The organism is Duganella sp. CY15W, from assembly GCF_009857555.1.
Classification (GTDB): Bacteria; Pseudomonadota; Gammaproteobacteria; order Burkholderiales; family Burkholderiaceae_D; genus Rugamonas; species Rugamonas sacchari.
This window is the reverse complement of the sequence record NZ_WWCQ01000001.1, coordinates 1,993,116-2,012,950: the sequence shown is the minus strand read 5'-3', so window position 1 is coordinate 2,012,950 and position 19,835 is coordinate 1,993,116. Positions and strand designations below refer to the sequence as shown.

The following is a 19,835-nucleotide window of genomic DNA, read 5'->3' as shown; positions in this document are numbered from 1 at the left end:
ATGTCTAAATTCATCACCTTTGAAGGCATTGATGGCGCTGGCAAGTCCACCCACATTGCCTTCGTCAGCGACTACATCAAGGCACGCGGCATTGAGCTGGTCAGCTCGCGCGAACCGGGCGGCACGCCGCTGGGCGAGAAGTTGCGCGAAATCGTATTGCACGAAAAAATGCACCTGGAAACCGAGGCGCTGCTGGTGTTTGCCAGCCGCCGCGAACATCTCGCCCAGGTCATCCAGCCGGCGCTGGCGCGCGGCGCCTGGGTCATCTCCGACCGCTTCACCGATTCCACCTTTGCCTACCAGGGCGGCGGCCGCGGCACCAGCCTGGCCAAGCTGGAAGTGCTGGAGCAGTGGGTGCATCCAGATGTGCAGCCAGACCTGACCTTGCTGTTTGATGTGCCGCTGGAAGTGGCGCGCGCGCGCCTGGACGCTACGCGCGAGCTGGACAAGTTCGAACAGGAAAAGGCCGACTTCTTCGCCGCCACCCGCAACGAATATCTGCGCCGCGCGGCCCAGTTCCCGCAGCGCTTCCGCGTGATCGATTCCACGCAAAGCATCGCCGAGATTCAGCAGCAGATCGCTGTCATCCTCGACGCCTGCTTTTGAAATAAAATACTGAATAATGAGTGATTCCATTTACCCGTGGCAGCAATCCGCGTGGCAGCAGCTGCAAACGCTGCGCCAGCGCATGCCGCATGCCATCCTGTTCCATGGCGCCGCCGGGATAGGCAAGTCCGATTTCATCGAGCGCTTTGCGCAGGGCTTGCTGTGCGAGGCGGTGCTGCCGGATGGCCACGCCTGCGGTACGTGCGCGTCCTGCGGCTGGTTCTCGCAGCAGAACCACCCGGACTACCGCCGCGTGCGGCCCGAGTCCATGGAGGATGAGCCGGCGGACAGCGAAGACGGCGAAGGCGAGACCAAAAAGGCCGCCAAGTCGAAGACGCCATCCAAGGAAATCAAGATCGAACAGATCCGCAACCTGGCGGATTTCATGAACATCTCCACCCATCGCCAGGGCTTGCGCGTGGTGGTGCTGTATCCGGCCGAAGCGCTGAATATGCCGGCCTCCAATGCACTGCTGAAAACGCTGGAGGAACCGCCGCCAGGCACGGTATTCCTGCTGGCGTCCAATAGCCTGGACCGCCTGCTGCCGACCATCCTGTCGCGCTGCCGCAAGTTCGCGCTGCCGATGCCGAGCCATGCCGAGGCGCTGGCCTGGCTCAAGGAGCAAGGCGTGCCGGACGCCGACAGCTGGTTGCGCGAGCAGGGCGGCGCGCCGCTGGCGGCCATGGAGCAGGCCGAGAGCGGCAGCCGCGAGGATCTGGAAACGCTGCTGCAGATGCTGGCCCATCCAAGCGTGGATCTCGCCTTGAAAGTTGCGGATAAGTTACAAAAAGCGCCGTTGAGCGGCCCGGTGTCCTGGCTGCAGCGCTGGCTTTATGATGTGTTTTCCTACAAACTGTCCGGTAACATCCGGTATTATCCTCGCTATCAGAAAGAGGTGGCCAGCCTGGCGGACAAGATCCACGTCAGCCGCCTGATGGCCGCGATCAAGGGCGCCAATGAGCGCCGCGCGACTGCCGACCATCCGCTGTCACCCAAGCTGTTCCTTGAGGATATGCTGCTTGAATACACGACCTGCTGCGCCTGAAAGGTAAGGAATGTCCGCTGCCAGCCCACTTGACCCGAACACCGTGCCGATGACGCCACGGCCGACGGTGCTGTCGCTGGCGATCAAGGAAAAGGCGGCGCTGTATGCCGCCTACATGCCTTTCCTGAAAAACGGCGGCATGTTCGTGCCGACCCAGAAGCCCTACAAACTGGGCGACGAGATCTATCTGATCCTGGCGCTCATGGACGACCCCAACAAGTATCCGATCGCCTGCAAAGTCGCCTGGATCACGCCGGCCGGCGCGCACAACAACAAGGCGCAGGGCGTGGGCGTGCATTTTCCGGACGATGAGAGCGGCCAGCGCGCCCGGCTGCGCATCGAAGATATCCTCGGCGCCGCGTTGCGTTCTGCGCGCGCTACCCATACCCTGTAACCCTGCTTTTCACTTCACATGACTTTCCGCCATCGCCTTGCCACGCTTGAAGATCTGCCTACCATCGTTGCCATCTACAACAGCACCATCGCCTCGCGCGAGGTGACTGCCGATACCGAGCCGGTACCGGTGGAATCGCGTCTGCCGTGGTTCCACGAGCATACGCCGGACAAGCGTCCTCTGTGGATCATCGAAGCGGCTGACAGCGGCGCGACGCTGGGCTGGATGTCGTATTCGAATTTTTATGGCCGCCCGGCCTATTCAGGGACTTCGGAAATTTCAATTTATATCGCCGAGGCGGCGCGCGGCAAGGGCGTGGGCCGTTACTGCATCGAGCAGGCGATTGCCTACGCGCCGCAGATCAAGGTGCACACGCTGCTGGGTTTCATCTTCGGCCACAATCAGCCGAGCCTGGGCCTGTTCGGCAAATTCGGCTTTGAAACCTGGGCGCACCTCCCCAAGGTGGCGAATCTGGACGGCGTTGAGCGCGACCTGATTATCCTTGGAAAACGCGTGGCGTAAGGTGGATTTGCGGGCTGTCGAAATCGATGGTCATGGTACGGCCGCCCGCCAGGATGACATTGAACGGCGTATCGTCACGCGGTCCGCTGCGTGAGCTGGCAAACAGGTCGCTGAAGTCGCCGAAGCCCTGGTTCTGCGCATCGGTGGCGCGGGTGCCGGCTTGAAGTTGGTCGAGACGCGCGCCCAGGCGCGCGACAGTGCGGCGCAGCTCGGCAATTTCGCGGTCTTTTTCTTCCAGTTCTTCCTCGTAGCCGGCGCACAGATCGCGCAGGCGGCGGTCGGTGTCCTTATGCAGGCGGTCGGTGAGCTGTTCGACCAGCGCCGTAATGCTGCGCGCCGTGTCGTCGCGCCGGAGGCCCTGGCCGGACTGGCTGTCTTCCTCGGCCAGGTCTTTGAGATGCTTGTGGATGGTGGACTTGGAGCCGGTGCCCAAGGCATGGCGGACCGCATCAACCGAGGGGTAGCGCCCCTCGGCCACGATCTGGTCCCGTGTTTCCCTGACCTGTGATTTGCTTAATCCGGTACGCGCCATGTGTTTGTCCTGTTGTCGTTCAGGAGCTGGCTTGACCCACCAGTCCCCGGTTTTGTGCACGGTTGAGTTTAGGGTGCACAATCGGAATCGTCAACATGGTGCTGCCGGCCGCCATCAGCAACAGCGCGGTAAAGGTTTCGTTGGTGATGATTTGCTTGTCCAGCAGGATGTTGGCAAACACAATCTCGATCAGGCCCTTGGACTGCAGTAGCCAGCCGATGATCGAGGCTTCGCCTTTTTTCCAGTTCAGCACTTTGCCGGCCAGGTGGGCGCCGGCCAGCTTGCCGCCGACCGAAGCCAACAGCAGCAGCCCCGCCACGAAGAACACCGAGTAGCCGCCCAGGTCCCACTTGGTGCGCAGGCCCGTGCTCAGGAAGAATACCGGCATCAGCACCAGCAGCACGTTTTTGAACAGCGCGTCCAGCTTTTCCTGGCCGAACCATTCCGCGTCCATGACCACGCCTGCGAGGAAAGCGCCCACCATGAAGTGCAGACCGGCCCAGTCGGCGCCAAACGAGCAGGCGATCAGCCAGATCACGGCCACATACCAGCGGTCGCTTTCCTCCAGACGCGCCATCAGGCGGCGGAACACAAAGGTCAGCGTGGCAAACGCCACCAGGAAGCCGGCCTGGCGGCCCACGCGCTCCCAGTCCAGCATAATCAGCGCCAGCACGCCCCAGATGGCGACGTCATCCAGGCTGGCATAGCGCAGGATGCGCTGGCCCATCGGCTGGCGCAGGATGTCGAGTTTTTCCAGCAGCAGCACCAGCACCGGCAGCGCGGTCACGGCGCAGGCCATGCCGGTGCCCAGCATGAATTGCCAGTTGGCGGCCTTGGCGCCCATCCAGCCCTGGTAGTTCATGAGCAGCAGGGCGGCAGCGCAACCGAACAGCAGCGGCACGCCCAGCGACAGGCCGGCGGTGGTGACGCTTTCGCGGCGGTATTGCCAGACTGTTTTCAGGTCCAGCTCGATACCGGCCAGCATCACGAACAGCATCACGCCCCATTGGGCAATGCCGTTGAGGGTTTTGACCACGTCGGGATTGAACAGGAATTTGTAGTAATCGGGCATGGTGGCGCCGAGCACGCCAGGGCCAAGAATGATGCCCATGATGATCTGCACGATCACCAGCGGTGCGAAGTAATCGGTTTTGCCCAGCCGCCAGACGAGGTAAGGGGCAACAAAAATCAGCAGCATCGCCAGCAGGAAAATTTCGGTGGTACTCATAGGTCTCCTTTTGTTTTTGTAACGTAATTACATAACGTGAAGCGATGGTAGCCGAGTATTAACAGTCCGGAAAGTGTTTTTGATATCGACAGTGGTATCGTTTCCACAAATCGGGCGCACGGCGGGATCGGTTACAATCCCGGCATGTATATCGACTCTCATTGCCACATCAATTTCCCCGAGCTGGCTGCTCGCATGCCGGACATCCTGGCCCAGATGGCGCACAACAAGGTCACCCATGCGCTGTGCGTGTCGGTGGACTTGCCGGATTTCCCGCAGGTGCTGGCGCTGGCGCACCAGTATCCGCACATCTACGCCTCGGTGGGCGTGCATCCGGATTATGAAGACACGCCGGAACCGACCGTCGAGCAGCTGGTGGCGCTGGCGGATGACCCCAAGATCATCGCGATAGGCGAGACCGGGCTGGACTACTTCCGCCTGGAAGGCGATCTGGAATGGCAGCGCGAGCGCTTCCGCACCCACATCAAGGCCTCGCGTATCACCCGCAAGCCCTTGATTATCCATACCCGCAGCGCCAGCGAAGACACCATCCGTATCATGCGCGAAGAGGGCGCTGGCACGGAGGCGGGCGGCGTGGCGGGCGTGATGCACTGCTTTACCGAGTCGCTGGAAGTGGCGAAGGCTGCCATCGAGATGGGCTTTTATATTTCCTTCTCGGGCATCGTGACTTTCAAGAGCGCCAAGGAGTTGCAGGCGGTGGCGCTGGAACTGCCGCTGGAACGCATCCTCATCGAAACCGATTCGCCTTACCTGGCGCCAGTGCCGTACCGCGGCAGGATGAATGAGCCGGGCTTTGTTGCGCACGTGGCCGAGTACATCGCCAAGCTCAAAGGCGTGCCAGTAGAAGAGGTCGCCGCGCAGACCACGGCCAACTTCCGCATGCTGTTCAACGTTGCCGCATGATGCGCCGCCGCCTCATTCTGCTGGGCTTGGCTGCCGCCTTGAGTGCGCCGGCTTTTGCCACTGGGCAGAGCGACGACGAGGTTGACTTCTTCCGCGCCGCCCAGCTGGACGCGGTGAGCCGCGTGCAGACCGCGCTGCTGCGTGGCGTCAGCCCGAATGTCCGTGATCCCAACGGTGAGACGGGGCTGATTGTCGCCATGCGTTACGAGTCGCTCAAGGTGGCGCGCCTGCTTATGGACCAGCCCGGCATCGATCTGGAAGCCAAGGCCCCCAACGGCAATACCGCGCTGATGATGGCTGCCTTCCGCATCAACAAGCAGGCCGTGCTGGAGATGCTCCAGCGCGGCGCCCAGGTCAACCAGAAGGGCTGGACGGCATTACATTACGCCGCCGCCGCGGGTAGCGTGGAAATCACCACCATCCTGCTGGACAAGTACGCCTACATCGACGCCGAAACCCCGTCCGGCATGACGCCGCTCATGATCGCCGCGCGCGAAGGCCAGGAAGACGTGGTGGCGCTGCTGCTCAAGGAGGGTGCCGACGCCACCCTCAAAGATGGCGGCTTCCACCTTACGGCCGCCGAGTTTGCGCTGAAGGCCGACAAGCCCTGGATCGCCAAAACCATCAACGCCTTCCTGGCGGCAAAGCAGGCGAAGCCATAAATAACGTAACGCGTGACGGTATTTTGGTGAGCGATTGAATTGACGGGTATTTGTTGCCCAGCTCACTGCATGGTGGGGCAACAATCTTAACGATAATGTCCTTAGAGCACTCACCAAGGACCACCATGCTGAACGAACGCGAAATTGAAAGCTGCTATCTGGGGCAGTTTATTCCAGTCCACTACCATCACAATATGCTGATGGATCAGAACCGCATGCACGGGTTCAAGTCAGCCATCGACTATGCCGTGAAGCCGGGCATGAAGGTGCTGGAGCTTGGTGGCGGCACGGGCGTGCTGTCGTGGTTTGCTGCCGCCAAGGCGGCCAAGGTGTATTGCGTCGAATTCAATCCAGACATGGTCAAGGAAGCCCGCAAGTTCCTGGCCATGAATCCCAACGGCGAAAAAGTCGAAGTCGTCCACGCGGATGCGTTTGAATACCTGCCGCCGGAACCGGTCGATGTGGTGATCTGCGAGATGATCCACGTCGGCATGCTGCGCGAAAAGCAGGTGGAAGTGATTGAATCGTTCAAGCGCCGTTATACCGAGCGCTTCGGCGGCCCGCTGCCGGTGTTCCTGCCGGAAGCCGTCATCATGGCAGTGCAGCCGCTGCAGCAGGAATACGACTTTGAAGGCTTCTACGCGCCGATCGTACAGTTCCAGGAAACCACGGTGATCTATCCGGGCACGGTGGAAATGGCGCCGCCGGCCGTCTACAGCATCATCGATTTCAACCAGCCGAACGAGCTGATGTATTCGTGGCAGGGCAAGTTCGTGGTCGAGCGCAATGGCGAGATCAATGCCATGCGCTTTGTCACCAAGAACATTCTGGCGGTGGTGCAGGAGCGTTCCACCACCATCGACTGGCTCAACCACTATATGACGCTGCCGCTGGCCACGCCCGTCAAGGCGCGTGAAGGCGATGTGCTGCAGGTGAGCTTCCAGTACCGCGCCGGTGGCGCAATTCCATCGCTGCAAGCCTCGCTCAAGGCCGAGATCCTGTACGAAGCCACGCTGCAACCCACGCGCGTCCCTGCTTACGCGTAAAAAGTCCCCACGACGGCCGGTCGGGAGCGTATATTTCGCCTTTTAAGCGAGAAATATATGACCCAGACCGACCAACGTTACCTGATCCAGCAAAACAAACTTGTCGATGGCGAGGCCAAACCGCCCGTGTTTGCCAAAGTCATGCGCAGCAAGGAAGGCGTGTTTGAAGGCGTGTCCTTCATCAAATCCAAGGAAAAGGCCTCGGTGCTGACCATCGACGAAGCCAACCAGGCGATTGCCTGGGCCAACCAGAAAAAGCCCAACGCCAAAGAGTACGTCACCAAAATCATCTGCCTGGGCCAGTAAGCTGCCGTTTATCCCCTGAAAGCAGCGCTTGGTCAGCGTTTTTATGCAGCTGGTCGCACAGAAATTGCCCCCGATGGGTCGCTTGATTAAAGTGACACCATAGAAAAACAACCATTTCGGGAGCGTCTCATGCTGAGTTTCATGCTGTGGCTGGTGTTGCTGTTCCTGTGCTGGCCGCTGGCGTTGCTGGCGCTGGTGCTGTATCCCTTCTTCTGGCTGATTACCTTGCCGTTCCGCCTGATCGGCATTGGGGTCGAAGGCCTGTTCGAGCTGCTGCGCGCCATCGTCATGCTGCCGGCGCGCATCCTGGGCGGCTCGCCCCGTTAGAAGTTGACCAGGAATCCCGCGCCCAGGGATTTCTGCGAATAGTTGTAGTCGATCAGGCTCTGGCCGTAGCCGCTAAAGCCCTGCACATAGCCCTTGAGATTGGCGGCCAGCGGGAAGGCCCAGCCGAACTGCAGCGCGCCGTGGCGCGTGCTGAAGTTGCGGCGCCCCATGACGGACAGCTCATGGCCATCAAAACGGTAGGTGGCGCGAACGTCGCCATGGCCCATGAAGTCCGTGATGTCGATGTTGTCATTGTCTGAGCGGGCGTTATCCAGCCGCTTCCACAGGCGGAACGACACGCCGAACTTGCCTTTTTCCGCTCCCACTTCCGCGTAAACCCTGTTCCAGCTGCGCGACAGCGTCGAGGTCTGGCCATTCGACTGGTGGTTCAGCGCCAGCGTCAGATAACGCACGTCCAGCACGCCCAGGTCCAGCGCCAGCGGCGTGGTCAGCATCAGCTCGGGCTGGTAATTGGTTTCGCGGAAGGGACTCGACGCCGCGCGGTTGTAGGCTTGCCAGAAGCTGTTCTGGGTGTAGCCGAACCACAGGTCCACCGGCGAACTCATGAGCTGCTCGATCAGCTTCATCTTGAAACTGATCTGATAAGTCAGTTCGACGTGCTTGGATTTGATGCCCGCGGGCGTAAAGTCCTTAAAAGGCGCATCATTGGAGCTGGTGCTGTAATTTGCCAGCAGCAGGTAGGTGTCATGGTGCGGACGGAAATTGAACACGCCGCGTTTGGCGGAGCGGTCCAGTTCCCACTCCTGCACCATGCGCGAGACCGTGTCTTCGGGCGGAATGGTGGTCAGCGCCGCGACCTTGGGCGACACGTTGGGTTCCGGCGGCGGCGCCGACGGCTGGGTGCGGGCTGGCGCATCGGCGGCTTCCGCCACCTTGTCGCTGGCGCCGACGGCCAGTGGGGCCACCGCGTTCTCGCCGGCCGCCTGCACTGTGGGCGCGGTCTTGGACAGGCCATCGTAGCAGGCGAGGCGGGCGCTGGCGTCACCCAGCACGGCGCAACGTTCCAGCCGTAGTTCGAGGTCGGAAGCCTGGGCTAAAGCCAGAACCGGCGCTATGCCCAAGGTCAGGAGGAGGGTAGTTTTTGGTGGTACACGCATGCAGTTTTTCCAGATGAGAGTTAAGCTGTTTGATTATGTTACAGACTACATTAATTGCCATTGATTATGTCGCACGCTAAACAGGCTCTTGATTTCGGTGACTATTGCCGCACTTGAGACTTCCCATAGCAGATCCCAAGGAGATCGTGATGACCCGCAAGACCCCTATCGAGCGTTACCGCAACATCGGCATCAGCGCACACATCGATGCCGGCAAAACCACGACCACCGAGCGCATCCTGTTTTACACCGGAGTCAACCATAAGATCGGTGAGGTACATAACGGTGCCGCAACGATGGACTGGATGGAGCAGGAACAGGAGCGCGGGATCACGATTACGTCGGCGGCCACCACCGCCTTCTGGAAAGGCATGGCCGGCAATTTCCCCGAGCACCGTATCAACATCATCGATACGCCGGGCCACGTGGACTTCACCATCGAGGTGGAGCGTTCCATGCGCGTGCTGGATGGCGCCGTGATGGTGTACGACGCCGTCGGCGGCGTGCAGCCGCAGTCGGAAACCGTGTGGCGCCAGGCGAATAAATACCATGTGCCGCGGATTGCCTTCATCAACAAGATGGACCGGGTGGGCGCGGACTTCTTCCGTGTGCGCGAGCAGATTGCCAACCGTCTCAAGGGCGTGGCGATTCCGATTCAGGTGCCGCTGGGCGCGGAGGACAACTTCCATGGCGTGATCGACCTGGTCAAGATGCGGGCGATTAACTGGGACGACGAGACATTGGGCGTCAAGTTCACCTACGAGGACATCCCGGCCGGTCTGCAAGCCGTGGCTGAGGAATGGCGCGAGAAAATGGTGGAGGCTGCGGCTGAAGCCACGCCCGAGCTGCTGGAAAAATATCTGGACGGCGGCGTGCTGACCGAGGACGAGATCAAGGCCGGCCTGCGCCTGCGCACCATCCGCAACGAGATCGTGCCGATGCTGGCCGGCAGCGCCTTCAAGAACCGTGGCGTGCAGGCCATGCTGGATGCGGTGATCGAATATCTGCCGTCGCCGGTGGATGTGCCGGCAATCGCCGGTACGGATGAACAGGACCAGCCGATCGAGCGCCATCCGACCGATAGCGACCCGTTCTCGGCGCTGGCGTTCAAGATCATGACCGACCCGTTTGTGGGCCAGCTGACCTTCTTCCGCGTGTACTCGGGCGTGGTGAATTCCGGCGACACCGTGTACAACCCGACCAAGCAGCAGAAGGAGCGCCTGGGCCGCATCCTGCAGATGCACGCCAACGAACGCAAGGAGATCAAGGAAGTGTACGCGGGCGATATCGCGGCGGCGGTGGGGCTGAAAGGCGTCACCACCGGGGATACGCTCAGCGCGCCGGACCATGTGATCGTGCTGGAGAAGATGATCTTCCCCGAGCCCGTGATTTCGCAGGCGGTCGAACCGAAGACCAAGGCCGACCAGGAAAAAATGGGCATCGCCTTGAATCGCCTGGCGCAGGAAGATCCGTCGTTCCGCGTGCATACGGACGAGGAATCCGGCCAGACCATCATGTCCGGCATGGGCGAGCTGCATCTGGAGATTCTGGTGGATCGCATGCGGCGCGAGTTTGGCGTGGAAGCGACGGTCGGCAAGCCGCAAGTAGCCTACCGCGAAACCATCACGCGCAAGGCGACGGATGTGGAAGGCAAATTCGTCAAGCAGTCGGGCGGCCGTGGTCAATACGGCCACGTGGTGCTGACGCTGGAGCCGCTGGAAGCGGGCGGCAAGGGCTACGAGTTTGTCGATGCCATCAAGGGCGGTGTGGTGCCGCGCGAGTTCATTCCTGCGGTGGACAAGGGCATCCAGGAGACGCTGCGTTCAGGCGTGCTGGCGGGGTATCCGGTGGTCGATGTGCGTGCCACGCTGACGTTTGGCTCCTACCACGACGTCGACTCGAACGAGAATGCCTTCCGCATGGCCGGTTCGATGGCGTTCAAGGAAGGCATGCGGCGCGCGGGTCCGGTGCTGCTGGAACCGGTAATGCAGGTCGAGGTGGAAACGCCGGAAGAGTTCATGGGGAACGCCATGGGCGATCTGACGTCACGCCGTGGCATGGTGCAGGGCATGGATGAAATCCCGGGCGGCGGCGGCAAGATCATACGCGCCTCCGTGCCGCTGGCCGAGATGTTTGGCTACTCGACCACCTTGCGTTCGCTGACGCAGGGCCGGGCGACCTACACCATGGAGTTCAAGCACTATGCGGAAGTGCCGAAACATATCCTGGACCAGATCGCCGTGAGCAAGGCGCGTAGTTAAAAGGCTTTGAGTTTGAGCTGTACAGAGATGCCGCCGTACAGGCGGTCTTTGTAGGTCGGTATGATGGCGACATTCACGCCGACCCGCTCATATTCATAGCTCAGTGTCGGAATGGCGGCGGGGAACCAGCCGCCATTCCGCATTTTGGGATAGCCGTCAAAGCCGCCCAACACGGCGCCAATGCGTACCGGGCCAACCTTGAATGGCTGGTAGTAGACACCCGCATAGTTGGAGTAAGCGCGGTCGCTGTTGTAGAAACGGCCGGCGGTGACCGAGGCGACTGTCGAGAAACGCCATTCCGCCCCGAGGCCGCCATTGGCGCCGTTCAGGTCTTTGTCGCGCTGGAAGTGGTAGGTGTAAAAACCGCCATTGATCCAGACTTCTTTCAGTGGCGCCGGTTCTATGGTCTCAAAGGTGGCGGCCAGGGCCGTACCGGAAACGCAGGCCAGCAGGGCCAGTCCGGCGATACGCAAACTTTTAATCATCCGTCGCTTTCTTCTTCCAGGTTGATAGACGCTGGATTATAGCCGTGTATCATGCAAGCATGAAACTATGCTTCCTGACCTGCGCCGTGATGCTGGCGCTGCCCGGCGCCGGCGCCAGTGCCGCACCAGACGCGGAGTGGCGCGGCCTGCTCGACGTGCGCGCGGTCGACTCCGACGCCGGCCGCAGCTTCCTGGACAGTGGCCTGGGCAAGACACGCTATGACCAGAATTCGCCGCGGCTCAGCATCGGCCAGGCCGTGTTGCGCGGCGACGTGGATGTGCTGGACAGCGTGAGCGCCAGCCTGGAGCTCAGCGCCGACCAGCAGCATCGCGGCATTGTCGATGTGCGCGAGGCCTATCTTTCGTGGAATCCGGTGCCGGCCGGCGCCTGGAAGACCCGCGTCAAGGCCGGCTTCTTCTTTCCGCCGACCAGCGTGGAAATCGATTACGACAGCGTGGGCTGGGTGCCCAAGCGCACCATTTCCAGTTCCGCCATCAACAGCTGGATCGGCGAGGAACTGCGGACCAATGGCATTGAATGGAGTGCGCGGCGGCTGGGCCGCTACAGTGGCGCGCCGTACGATGTCGGTGTGCTGGCTGCCGTCTACACCGGCAACGACTCTACTGGCACACTTTTATCCTGGCGCGGCTGGTCGATCAGCGACCGTATCGCTGGCCGTAACGACACCGTGAAGCTGGCTGACCTGCCAGTGTACCGGCCGCCGAACGGCTTCCTGCTGCGCCAGTGGCGCGACATCCATCCGTTCCGCGAGATCGACGGCAAGCTTGGCTACTACGTCGGCGCCAATCTGAATTTCGGCACACGGCTGGAACTGGCCGCGCTGCACTACGATAATCTGGCCGATCCGCAGGTGGTGAAGGACTGGCAATACGGCTGGCGTACGCGTTTCGACCATCTCAGCGCCGTCTGGCGTCCGCAGGGCACGTGGGAGTTGTCGATGCAGGCCATGCGCGGGGATACCATCATGGGACGCAATGGCGTCGGGCTGGATTTTCAGTCATGGTTCGTGCTGGCCAGCCATCCGCTGGGGCCAGGCACGGCGGCGGTGCGCTATGACCGTTTCAGCACCAGCGAGCATGACCTGATTCCGTCCGATCCGAACAATGAAGTCGGCTATGGCGTTGCGCTGGCTTACGACTGGCCGCTGGCCGAGCGCCTGTCGCTGATGACAGAAGCGCTGCTGGTGCGCAGCGACCGGCCGGCGCGCTCGCTGGTGGGCGAGGCGCCGGTGCAGAAGGAGCGCAGCCTGACGGTATCGCTGCGCTGGACGTTTTAAATCGTCAGGCGCCAGCTGCGTTTGTACGCGTAGACCATCGCCAGCCAGAACACGCCGGTGAACGCGGCAGCGAAGGCCATCGAGGCAAACTCCGGCCCCAACAACGGTTCCAGCGGCGCGCGGAATACGTTCTGATACAGCGGCGTGATGATGCCGCTGCCGGTGAGCAGGCAGGTCGCAATCCAGGAACCGGCATAGGCCGCAATGGCATTCACGCCCATTGCGCGGCCCAGCGGCGGCCAGCCGCGCACATCGACCAGTTGGTAGGCGAGGGCGATCACGAGCATGCCGAAGCCGCCAGTCCACAGCACAAACGACGAGGTCCACAACTGCTTGTTCAATGGAAGCGCTACCGCCCATGCGCCGCCAATCAGCATGGCGGCGACGCCGGCCCATCCCAGTCTGGCGATGCGTTGCTGGCGTATCCAGTCGCCGGCGCGCATGCCAAGGATGACTGTGGCCAGCGCCGGCAGGGTACTCAATATGCCCTCCGGTTCGTGCGCCAGTCCGGTGGCGGCGTCGTATTGATAGGCCAGGTGGCCAAGCAGCGCGGTATCGATGCGGTCAGCCAGGTTCACGACCGGTTCGACGCCGCCGCTGGCAGCGAGCAAGGCCCAGTAGCCAAGCAGGATGGCGGCCAGTGCGGCCCATTGCGCGCGCACGCTGCGCAGGTAAATCGCCATGAGGCCGGCCACGGCGAAGCAGAAGCCAATGCGCTGCAACACGCCAAGCAGGCGGAAATCCCGTCCATGCAGCAGCAGTGCAGCAATCACGTTGAGGGCGATGCCAAGCAGGATGATGCGGCCGCCGCGCAGCAGCGCGGCGCGTGCCATGGGTTGGGCCGGTGCACCCGCATCCAGTTGCCGCCCCAGCGCGAGCTGGATGGAAACACCGACGATCAGCATAAAAATGGGGAAGATGAAATCGGCCGGCGTGCAGCCATGCCATTCCGCGTGCTCCAGCCACGGGTAGACGTGCGACCAGTCGCCCGCGTCGTTCACCAGCAGCATGGCGGCCACGGTCAGGCCCCGCACGGCGTCGATAGAATTGATACGCATAGTGTTCAGAGTTGTAATTTAATGTGCATGCGGTTGAGGAGCATGGCCAGCACCATCACGATCACCGCATAGGCCATCGCCCACAGCAAGCCGGGCCAGCCGGCGCCCAGCACGGCGGGAAAAGACAGGTGGCAGTACTGCATCGCCGCATATACGATGAAGGGAATGATGTAGACCAGCAGCGGATTGGCGGCCGCCGGCTGGAAGAACGCAGTCCAGCGGCTCCAGCGCTTCAGGTCCACCGCCCAGTACAGCGCGGCGAACAGCAGCACACAGATGGCGGAACTGTACAGGCCCCAGCTTGGGGTGGCGTAAATCTTGGAGATTTTGAAATAGGGACGCAGCACCAGAGCCAGCGCCGCCAGCCCCGCCGCCAGCAGCACGGCGCGCAGAAACGGCGCTTGACGCTCCGCACCAAAGAAAATCTGCGCGGTCAGCATGCCGCATAGCGCGATCGATGTGTGGACGGCGTCCTCGCTGCGTATCGCCACTGTACCGGCCACAATCAGGGCCGCGAGCGCCCACTGGCGGCCGCGTGTAACGCCCCATGCCACGGCACTGTACAGGTATGCCCAGCCAATCAGTCCCAGTATGCCCCACCACTGTGGCGCCAGGCGCAGACTGCCATCGGGGCCGCCACGGAACAGGAATGCCAGGGCAAGCAGGCCGGCAACGCCGGTGGCGCGCAAGCCCCAGGCCAGTGCCCGTTCCTTGAAACGGTACACCGCCCACACCAGCATGGCGCATGCATAAAACAGCAGCGACCACAAATGGATGGACATGCCCATCGCAGCTTCGTTGTAGCCTTCCTCGGCATTGACCATGAACACGCCCAGCACCAGCAAGCCCACGGCACGTGCCAGCACATGCCGCCACAGGCGCCAGCCGCCGTCGCCTGCCGCCGACCGCTGCGCCATGGCGAACGGAATCGACATGCCGACGATGAACAGGAAGGCCGGGAACACCACATCCGGGAAGGTCATGGCATCCGCGTCGGCGGGCGCGTGATCCATCCAGGCGGGCATGCCACGCACGCCAGCCAGGGTGTTCACAAAGATCATGACCAGGATGGTGATGCCCCGGAAGGCATCGATTGCCTGTACCCGCACAGGTTTAGAGTTTGCCACGCAGACCCAGATAGTATTGACGGCCGTTCGAATACGAGGCGATAGGCTGGTCCTTGTTCGTGCCGTAGTAACGCAGCACGGCATTATTCAGGTTCAGCGCATCGAATGTAATCGAGAGGTTGTCGTTGATTTTGTAGTTGAGCGACGCCGCCAGGTTGCCGGTGCCCGCCATCACCTGCGGGAAGCTGTTATACAGCCCGCCGGAGAAGGACGAGCGGTAGGTGTAAGCCAGACGCGCGCTCAGCCTGTCGTCCTCATAATAGGTTTCGGCATTGTAGGTGTTTTTGGAGTTGCCCACCACCGGCTTGCCATCCTCCGCCGAGCCATCGGTGTAGGTGTAGTTGGCCAACGCGCCAAAGCCGCCCCAGATGTGCTGCTGCCACGCCAGTTCCACGCCCTTGTTCTTTGCAGCGATGTTGGTCGGCGACGAAATCGAATAACTGTCGAAGCGCTTGAACGAGGTGTTGTAGTAGGTCAGGTTGGCCGTGCCATAGGTAACATAGGACGACATGTCCATGTAGAACACGCCTGCCGACAACAAGGATTTCGGTGCGAAATACCATTCCAGCGCCGCGTCGTAATTCACCGAACGCACCGGTTTCAGGTTTGGATTGCCGCTGCTGCCGGTCAGGTTGGTGTCATTGAGCGTGACCGCGCCAACCATGGCGCTGTAGTCTGGCCGCGCCATGGTCTTGGCTACAGCCAGCCGGCCTACCAGCGTCGGCGACAGGTCAAACTTGAAGTTCGCGCTAGGCAGTACATCGTTGTAACCGCGCTCGTTCAGCGTTGGCGTGTACGGACCGTTGATGTTGTCCAGCCCAATAGGATTGGAACCGCCCGGGACGTTGGTGATGGTGGCCTGGTTGGTGTGCACATAACGCACGCCCACGTTGCCGCGCCAGCTATCGCCTGCCAGATTGACCATGCCGTAAATGGCGCTGGTCTTTTCGCGGACATCCAGTTCGCCAGCCCAGTTGCGGGTGGTCGGGCCGCCGGCCAGGTCGTACTTGGCGGCCCAGGCGGCGATGGCAGCAGGGCTGATCTGCCAGACATTGCGCAGGAAGCCCGCATCGGTGCTGATGTTTTTGCCGAAATTGCCAGGGAAGGTCGAACCATCCCATTGCGGCAGCGGCGCGGACGTGGTGCCGTCGCAGGCCGGGCAGCTACGGTTCTCCGGCTGGCTGGTACTGCGGTGGTGTTCCGCGTAGCGCACGCCGAACTTGGCCGACTCCATCACGCCTCGGTCCAGACGCAGCTCGCCATCGAGCTGGCCGTATTTTTCCGTGTCTTGCGTTTTGACGTTGGAACCCCAGGCCGACGCGGTCACGTAGTTGGTGAATCTGGAGGTGTCCGCGCCAGGGAAGGACATCGTCGCTGGCGACAGACCGTTCAAGGTATAGGTGGAGCCGGCGCCAGTCAGGCCTGCTTCGTAGCCGATATCGGACGGGGTTTTACCAACGCCGCGCGTGTAGCCCACGCTGCCGCTGATGCGCAAGTCGTCGTTGACGCGGTAGCTGCCATCCAGATCGATGTATGCGGAAGACGATGCCGAACCGGGGCGATAGATCTGGTCACCGAATGCCGAATACAGCGACGAGTTATAGGTTTTCGTCGCGCTGACTGCCGGATACTGCGAGGCCGGAATGGTCGCCGACACCAGCGTGCCGCTCTTGATCACATACGCAGAAGGCACCACGCCAACCGGGGCGCCGGTAATGGGATCGGTGGCATTGATGTTGGCCGAGATATTGTTGTAGAAGCTGCGGTTGTAGTTGGCCGCATCCAGCGAGGAGCTAAAGCCGTTGATATCAAAGCTAAGGTCACGCGAAGGCTTGAATTGCAGGTCAATCGCACCGCCGGTACGCTTGCGCTCCTGTTCAAACAGCGATGCACTGATGCCCGATGGCGCCAGGATGCCAGCCAGTTCCGGATGGGCCTTGGCCGCATTGCTCTCGGCATCGATAGGCGTATAGCCGTAGAACTCCTGGCCATCACGGCGCTCATGGCGTTTTTCGTAGAACAGCTGGACCAGCACACCAAACGTCTTGGCATCGTTTTTCCAGCCGAACAGCGCATTCATCTGCGGATCGGTCTTGCGCGGCAGGTCGGCGTAGATGGCCTGTACCGTGGCTTCGGCGGTGAACTGCTTCTTGAAGTCCAGCGGCTTGCGGGTTTCAATATTGACGGAGCCGGCGACGCCGCCTTCCACCATATCGGCCTGCTGGCTTTTCTGCACCGTGACCGCACTGACGATTTCCGATGGCAGCAGCGCATAGCTGACACTGCGCCCGACCGCGCCGGTCTGGTCCAGCACGAACCAGTCGCCGGTACCGATGGTGTGGCCGTTGACCAGTGTCTGCGTCAGGCTGGAGCTGGTGCCGCGAATACTGACGCGGTCATTTTCGGCGAAGCCGCCTTCACCGCCGGCGGAGGATGAAATGTTCACGCCCGGGACGCGCTGCACGGCATCGGCCACGTTCTTGTCCGGCATTTTGCCGATGTCTTCGGCCGAAATGACTTCGGCCAGCGTGTCGCTATTGCGCTTGCGGGTCAGCGCCTGTTCCAGCGAAGCGCGTATGCCGGTGACCACTACTTGCTCCATCGGCTTGTCCGCGCTTTGCGCCCACGCCGGCGCCGCGCCGCACGCCAACATCATGAAGACTGCCGATGCGATAGGCGTCGGCGTCGTTTTCATCCTTTCCATTGCTGTCCCTCGTCTTGTGGTTGTAGATTTATTCAGTCATTCTCGCCAGATTCTCTTAATTAAATCCAAAAGAAACCTTAACGTTTGCCTAAGGCTGTGGCGTGCAGGCGATTGACTTATATGCAAGAAAGTGCGTAGATATCGGCCATGAACAAAAGAGGTATTACCCCATGAAGATATGCCTGGTTGAAGATGATCTAGAGCTGGGCAAGGCTTTGCAGTCCTCGCTGCAGGACGCGGGACTTGAAGTGGTATGGGTGCGCCGCGCCAGCGATGCGCGCCGCTGGGTCGAAACGGAACCGTTCGATGCGGCGCTATTGGATCTCGGCCTGCCGGACGGCAGCGGGATCGAGGTGCTGCGCGATCTGCGCGCGGCCGGCCTGACGCTGCCCATACTCGTCATCACCGCGCGTGACAGCCTGGAAGACCGCCTGAATGGCCTGGACCGTGGCGCCGACGATTATCTGGTCAAGCCATTTGCCGTCAGTGAGCTGCTGGCGCGTCTGCGCGCGGTGATGCGCCGCGCCAGCGGCTGGACCGAAGCCGGCGAGCCGGTGTGGAAGGTCAAGGACCTGGTCCTCGACGACAAGCGCATGCTGCTGACGCGCGGCGGCGTCAATGTGGTGCTGTCGAAAACCGAATTCGCCTTGCTGCATGCGCTGATGCGTTATCCGGACCGCGTGCTGACGCGGCGCGAGCTGGAGTCGCGCGCACTGCCGCACAGCGAAGGTGCGGCGCTGGATGTGCATATGTCCCATCTGCGCCAGAAAATCGGCGAGGGCTATATCCGCACGGTGCGTGGCGTCGGCTACGTGGTCGACAAATGAAGAACCGCTCGCTGTTCCGGCGTTTGCTGTTCGGCTTCATCTCGGTGATGGCGGTGGTGTGGCTGGCCAACCTGGCGCTGGATATGTACGAGACGCGCACTGCCAAGCGCCGCGATATGCAGCGCGAACTGCGCGCCAGCGCCTTGCGCATCCTGGTGGTGATGCAGACCATGGATGGCCGACCCGAAGAAGAGATACAGCCGGTGGTGCACAAGATGGAAGCGCTGCACTACGCGCTGTACAAGGAACTGGGCTGGTATATTCCGGCCTTGCAAACGCAGGTCTGGCGCCATGGCCGGCTGCTGTATCAGACACCCGATGCCGGCTTGCCGGGCACTGACGCCGTTGCGGGACCCTACCACCAGAACCTGCGCGATAGCTGGGTGGCGTCGGTGGAGCATGATCCGGCCACCGATGTGACGGTGCGGATGGCCACCGAAGTGATAGGCGAGTGGATGCTGCAAGTGTCCAGCGTGGGCTACTACCTGGCGCCGCTGCTGTTCAGCATACCGTTCCTGTTGCTGCCCGCATGGTTCATCATCCGCGTGGGGCTGCGGCCACTGAACGACATCGTTGGCGAGATCGAGCAGCGCTCCGGCGCCAATCTGTCGGCGCTGGCGCCGTCGCCGTATCAGGAGCTGTCGCCGCTGGTGGGCTCTGTCAACCGCCTGATGGAGCGGCTGACGGAAAGGCTGGAACGCGAACAGGAATTCCTGATCGATGCTGCGCATGAATTGAAGACGCCACTGTCCATCATCCAGATCAATGCGGAGAGCCTTGGTGAAGCGCGCACGCCGCAGCGGCTGGCGGAAGCAGGCAATGGCTTGCGTACCGGCGTGCAGCGTGCCACGCATACCGTGCATCAGCTGCTGGCCCTGGCCCGTTCCGGCAGCGACCGCGATCACGCCAGGCTGGCGCCGCGCGATCTGGTGGAACTGGTGGCGGACCGTCTGGCCATGGCCGGCCAGATCGCCGCCACACGCGGCATCGAGATAGAACTGCTGGCGCCCGATACCTGTGCCATGCCGCTGCATCTGGAGAGCATGGCGTCGCTGATCGATAATCTGGTCAGCAATGCGGTGAAGTACTCGCCCGGGCAGAGCCGCGTGACGGTGCGTATTGCGGCATCGGCGGAACAGGTGGTGCTGTCGGTATCTGACCAAGGTCCGGGCATCGCGCCCGACATGCAGCGCAAAGTGTTTGAGCGCTTCTTCCGCTTGCCTGGCCAGGATCAGCCGGGCAGCGGGTTAGGGCTGGCGATCGCGGAACGCGCCGCCGCGCGCAACCGCGCCACGATCCAGCTGAACAATCGCGCCGATAGTGGCGGCTTGCAAGTTGATGTGATTTTTCAGGCAACGCCATAGC

The 19,835-nt window shown here is 61.7% G+C and carries 20 protein-coding genes; 13 read left to right on the top strand and 7 right to left on the bottom strand.

Annotation, left to right across the window (positions count from 1 at the left end; genetic code table 11):
- Genes tmk through GTP58_RS08655 form a run of 4 tightly spaced genes read left to right on the top strand, consistent with a single transcriptional unit; the run spans position 1 to position 2,567 of the window.
- Entirely contained in the window at positions 1-606 is a 606-nt protein-coding gene (gene tmk, locus GTP58_RS08670) for a dTMP kinase (RefSeq protein ID WP_161077070.1), read from the top strand.
- A 16-nt stretch (positions 607-622) separates the two neighbouring features.
- Positions 623-1,651, top strand: a complete 1,029-nt coding sequence (locus tag GTP58_RS08665) for a DNA polymerase III subunit delta' (RefSeq protein ID WP_161077069.1) — start codon at positions 623-625, stop codon at positions 1,649-1,651.
- Positions 1,652-1,661: 10 nt separating this feature from the next.
- Positions 1,662-2,045 (top strand): PilZ domain-containing protein, encoded by a 384-nt coding sequence (locus GTP58_RS08660; protein WP_202413520.1) that lies wholly within the window; start codon positions 1,662-1,664, stop codon positions 2,043-2,045.
- Positions 2,046-2,063: 18 nt separating this feature from the next.
- Positions 2,064-2,567, top strand: coding sequence for a GNAT family N-acetyltransferase (locus GTP58_RS08655; RefSeq protein ID WP_161077068.1), 504 nt, complete (start codon positions 2,064-2,066; stop codon positions 2,565-2,567).
- Here the strand turns inward: GTP58_RS08655 and GTP58_RS08650 are convergent.
- A complete protein-coding gene (locus GTP58_RS08650) occupies positions 2,542-3,099 on the bottom strand; it encodes a DNA-binding protein (RefSeq protein WP_161077067.1) in 558 nt (185 codons plus the stop codon). The genes GTP58_RS08655 and GTP58_RS08650 overlap by 26 nt on opposite strands.
- Before the next feature lie 19 nt (positions 3,100-3,118).
- Entirely contained in the window at positions 3,119-4,327 is a 1,209-nt protein-coding gene (locus GTP58_RS08645; protein ID WP_161077066.1) for a cation:proton antiporter, read from the bottom strand.
- Positions 4,328-4,471: 144 nt separating this feature from the next.
- Between GTP58_RS08645 and GTP58_RS08640 the strand changes: the two genes are divergently transcribed.
- From GTP58_RS08640 to GTP58_RS08620, 5 genes are all read left to right on the top strand, one after another.
- A complete protein-coding gene (locus GTP58_RS08640) occupies positions 4,472-5,251 on the top strand; it encodes a TatD family hydrolase (RefSeq protein WP_161077065.1) in 780 nt (259 codons plus the stop codon).
- Entirely contained in the window at positions 5,248-5,913 is a 666-nt protein-coding gene (locus GTP58_RS08635) for an ankyrin repeat domain-containing protein (RefSeq protein ID WP_161077064.1), read from the top strand. Before GTP58_RS08640 ends, GTP58_RS08635 begins: the two co-directional genes overlap by 4 nt.
- Before the next feature lie 95 nt (positions 5,914-6,008).
- Positions 6,009-6,959, top strand: a complete 951-nt coding sequence (locus tag GTP58_RS08630; protein ID WP_139260345.1) for a methyltransferase domain-containing protein — start codon at positions 6,009-6,011, stop codon at positions 6,957-6,959.
- Positions 6,960-7,016: 57 nt separating this feature from the next.
- The gene (locus tag GTP58_RS08625) at positions 7,017-7,265 is read left to right on the top strand and encodes a hypothetical protein (RefSeq protein WP_072781828.1); all 249 of its coding nucleotides are present in this window, start codon (positions 7,017-7,019) and stop codon (positions 7,263-7,265) included.
- Positions 7,266-7,394: 129 nt separating this feature from the next.
- Entirely contained in the window at positions 7,395-7,592 is a 198-nt protein-coding gene (locus GTP58_RS08620) for a hypothetical protein (RefSeq protein WP_161077063.1), read from the top strand.
- Here the strand turns inward: GTP58_RS08620 and GTP58_RS08615 are convergent.
- Positions 7,589-8,710 carry a phospholipase A gene (locus tag GTP58_RS08615; protein ID WP_161077062.1) on the bottom strand — a complete coding sequence of 374 codons (1,122 nt, stop codon included), beginning with the start codon at positions 8,708-8,710 and terminating at the stop codon, positions 7,589-7,591. The genes GTP58_RS08620 and GTP58_RS08615 overlap by 4 nt on opposite strands.
- A gap of 149 nt (positions 8,711-8,859) precedes the next feature.
- Between GTP58_RS08615 and fusA the strand changes: the two genes are divergently transcribed.
- Complete coding sequence (fusA, locus tag GTP58_RS08610) at positions 8,860-10,971, top strand: elongation factor G (protein ID WP_161077061.1); 2,112 nt, start codon at positions 8,860-8,862, stop codon at positions 10,969-10,971.
- Here the strand turns inward: fusA and GTP58_RS08605 are convergent.
- A complete protein-coding gene (locus GTP58_RS08605; RefSeq protein WP_161077060.1) occupies positions 10,968-11,456 on the bottom strand; it encodes a hypothetical protein in 489 nt (162 codons plus the stop codon). The genes fusA and GTP58_RS08605 overlap by 4 nt on opposite strands.
- A gap of 59 nt (positions 11,457-11,515) precedes the next feature.
- On the opposite strand from GTP58_RS08605, the gene GTP58_RS08600 reads away from it, so the two are divergent.
- Positions 11,516-12,754 carry a hypothetical protein gene (locus tag GTP58_RS08600; RefSeq protein ID WP_161077059.1) on the top strand — a complete coding sequence of 413 codons (1,239 nt, stop codon included), beginning with the start codon at positions 11,516-11,518 and terminating at the stop codon, positions 12,752-12,754.
- Here the strand turns inward: GTP58_RS08600 and GTP58_RS08595 are convergent.
- Genes GTP58_RS08595 through GTP58_RS08585 form a run of 3 tightly spaced genes read right to left on the bottom strand, consistent with a single transcriptional unit; the run spans position 12,751 to position 17,643 of the window.
- The gene (locus GTP58_RS08595) at positions 12,751-13,812 is read right to left on the bottom strand and encodes an acyltransferase family protein (protein WP_161077058.1); all 1,062 of its coding nucleotides are present in this window, start codon (positions 13,810-13,812) and stop codon (positions 12,751-12,753) included. The two genes, GTP58_RS08600 and GTP58_RS08595, sit on opposite strands and share 4 nt — an antisense overlap.
- Before the next feature lie 5 nt (positions 13,813-13,817).
- Positions 13,818-14,939: a DUF5009 domain-containing protein gene (locus tag GTP58_RS08590; RefSeq protein WP_161077057.1), complete on the bottom strand. Its 1,122-nt coding sequence runs from the start codon at positions 14,937-14,939 to the stop codon at positions 13,818-13,820.
- A complete protein-coding gene (locus GTP58_RS08585) occupies positions 14,926-17,643 on the bottom strand; it encodes a TonB-dependent receptor (protein WP_161077056.1) in 2,718 nt (905 codons plus the stop codon). The genes GTP58_RS08590 and GTP58_RS08585 overlap by 14 nt, the downstream gene beginning before the upstream one ends.
- A gap of 170 nt (positions 17,644-17,813) precedes the next feature.
- On the opposite strand from GTP58_RS08585, the gene GTP58_RS08580 reads away from it, so the two are divergent.
- Together GTP58_RS08580 and GTP58_RS08575 are read left to right on the top strand one after the other, a co-directional pair.
- The gene (locus GTP58_RS08580; protein WP_161077055.1) at positions 17,814-18,470 is read left to right on the top strand and encodes a response regulator transcription factor; all 657 of its coding nucleotides are present in this window, start codon (positions 17,814-17,816) and stop codon (positions 18,468-18,470) included.
- Positions 18,467-19,834, top strand: coding sequence for a HAMP domain-containing sensor histidine kinase (locus tag GTP58_RS08575; protein WP_161077054.1), 1,368 nt, complete (start codon positions 18,467-18,469; stop codon positions 19,832-19,834). Before GTP58_RS08580 ends, GTP58_RS08575 begins: the two co-directional genes overlap by 4 nt.
- The last annotated feature ends 1 nt before the right edge of the window (position 19,835 follow it).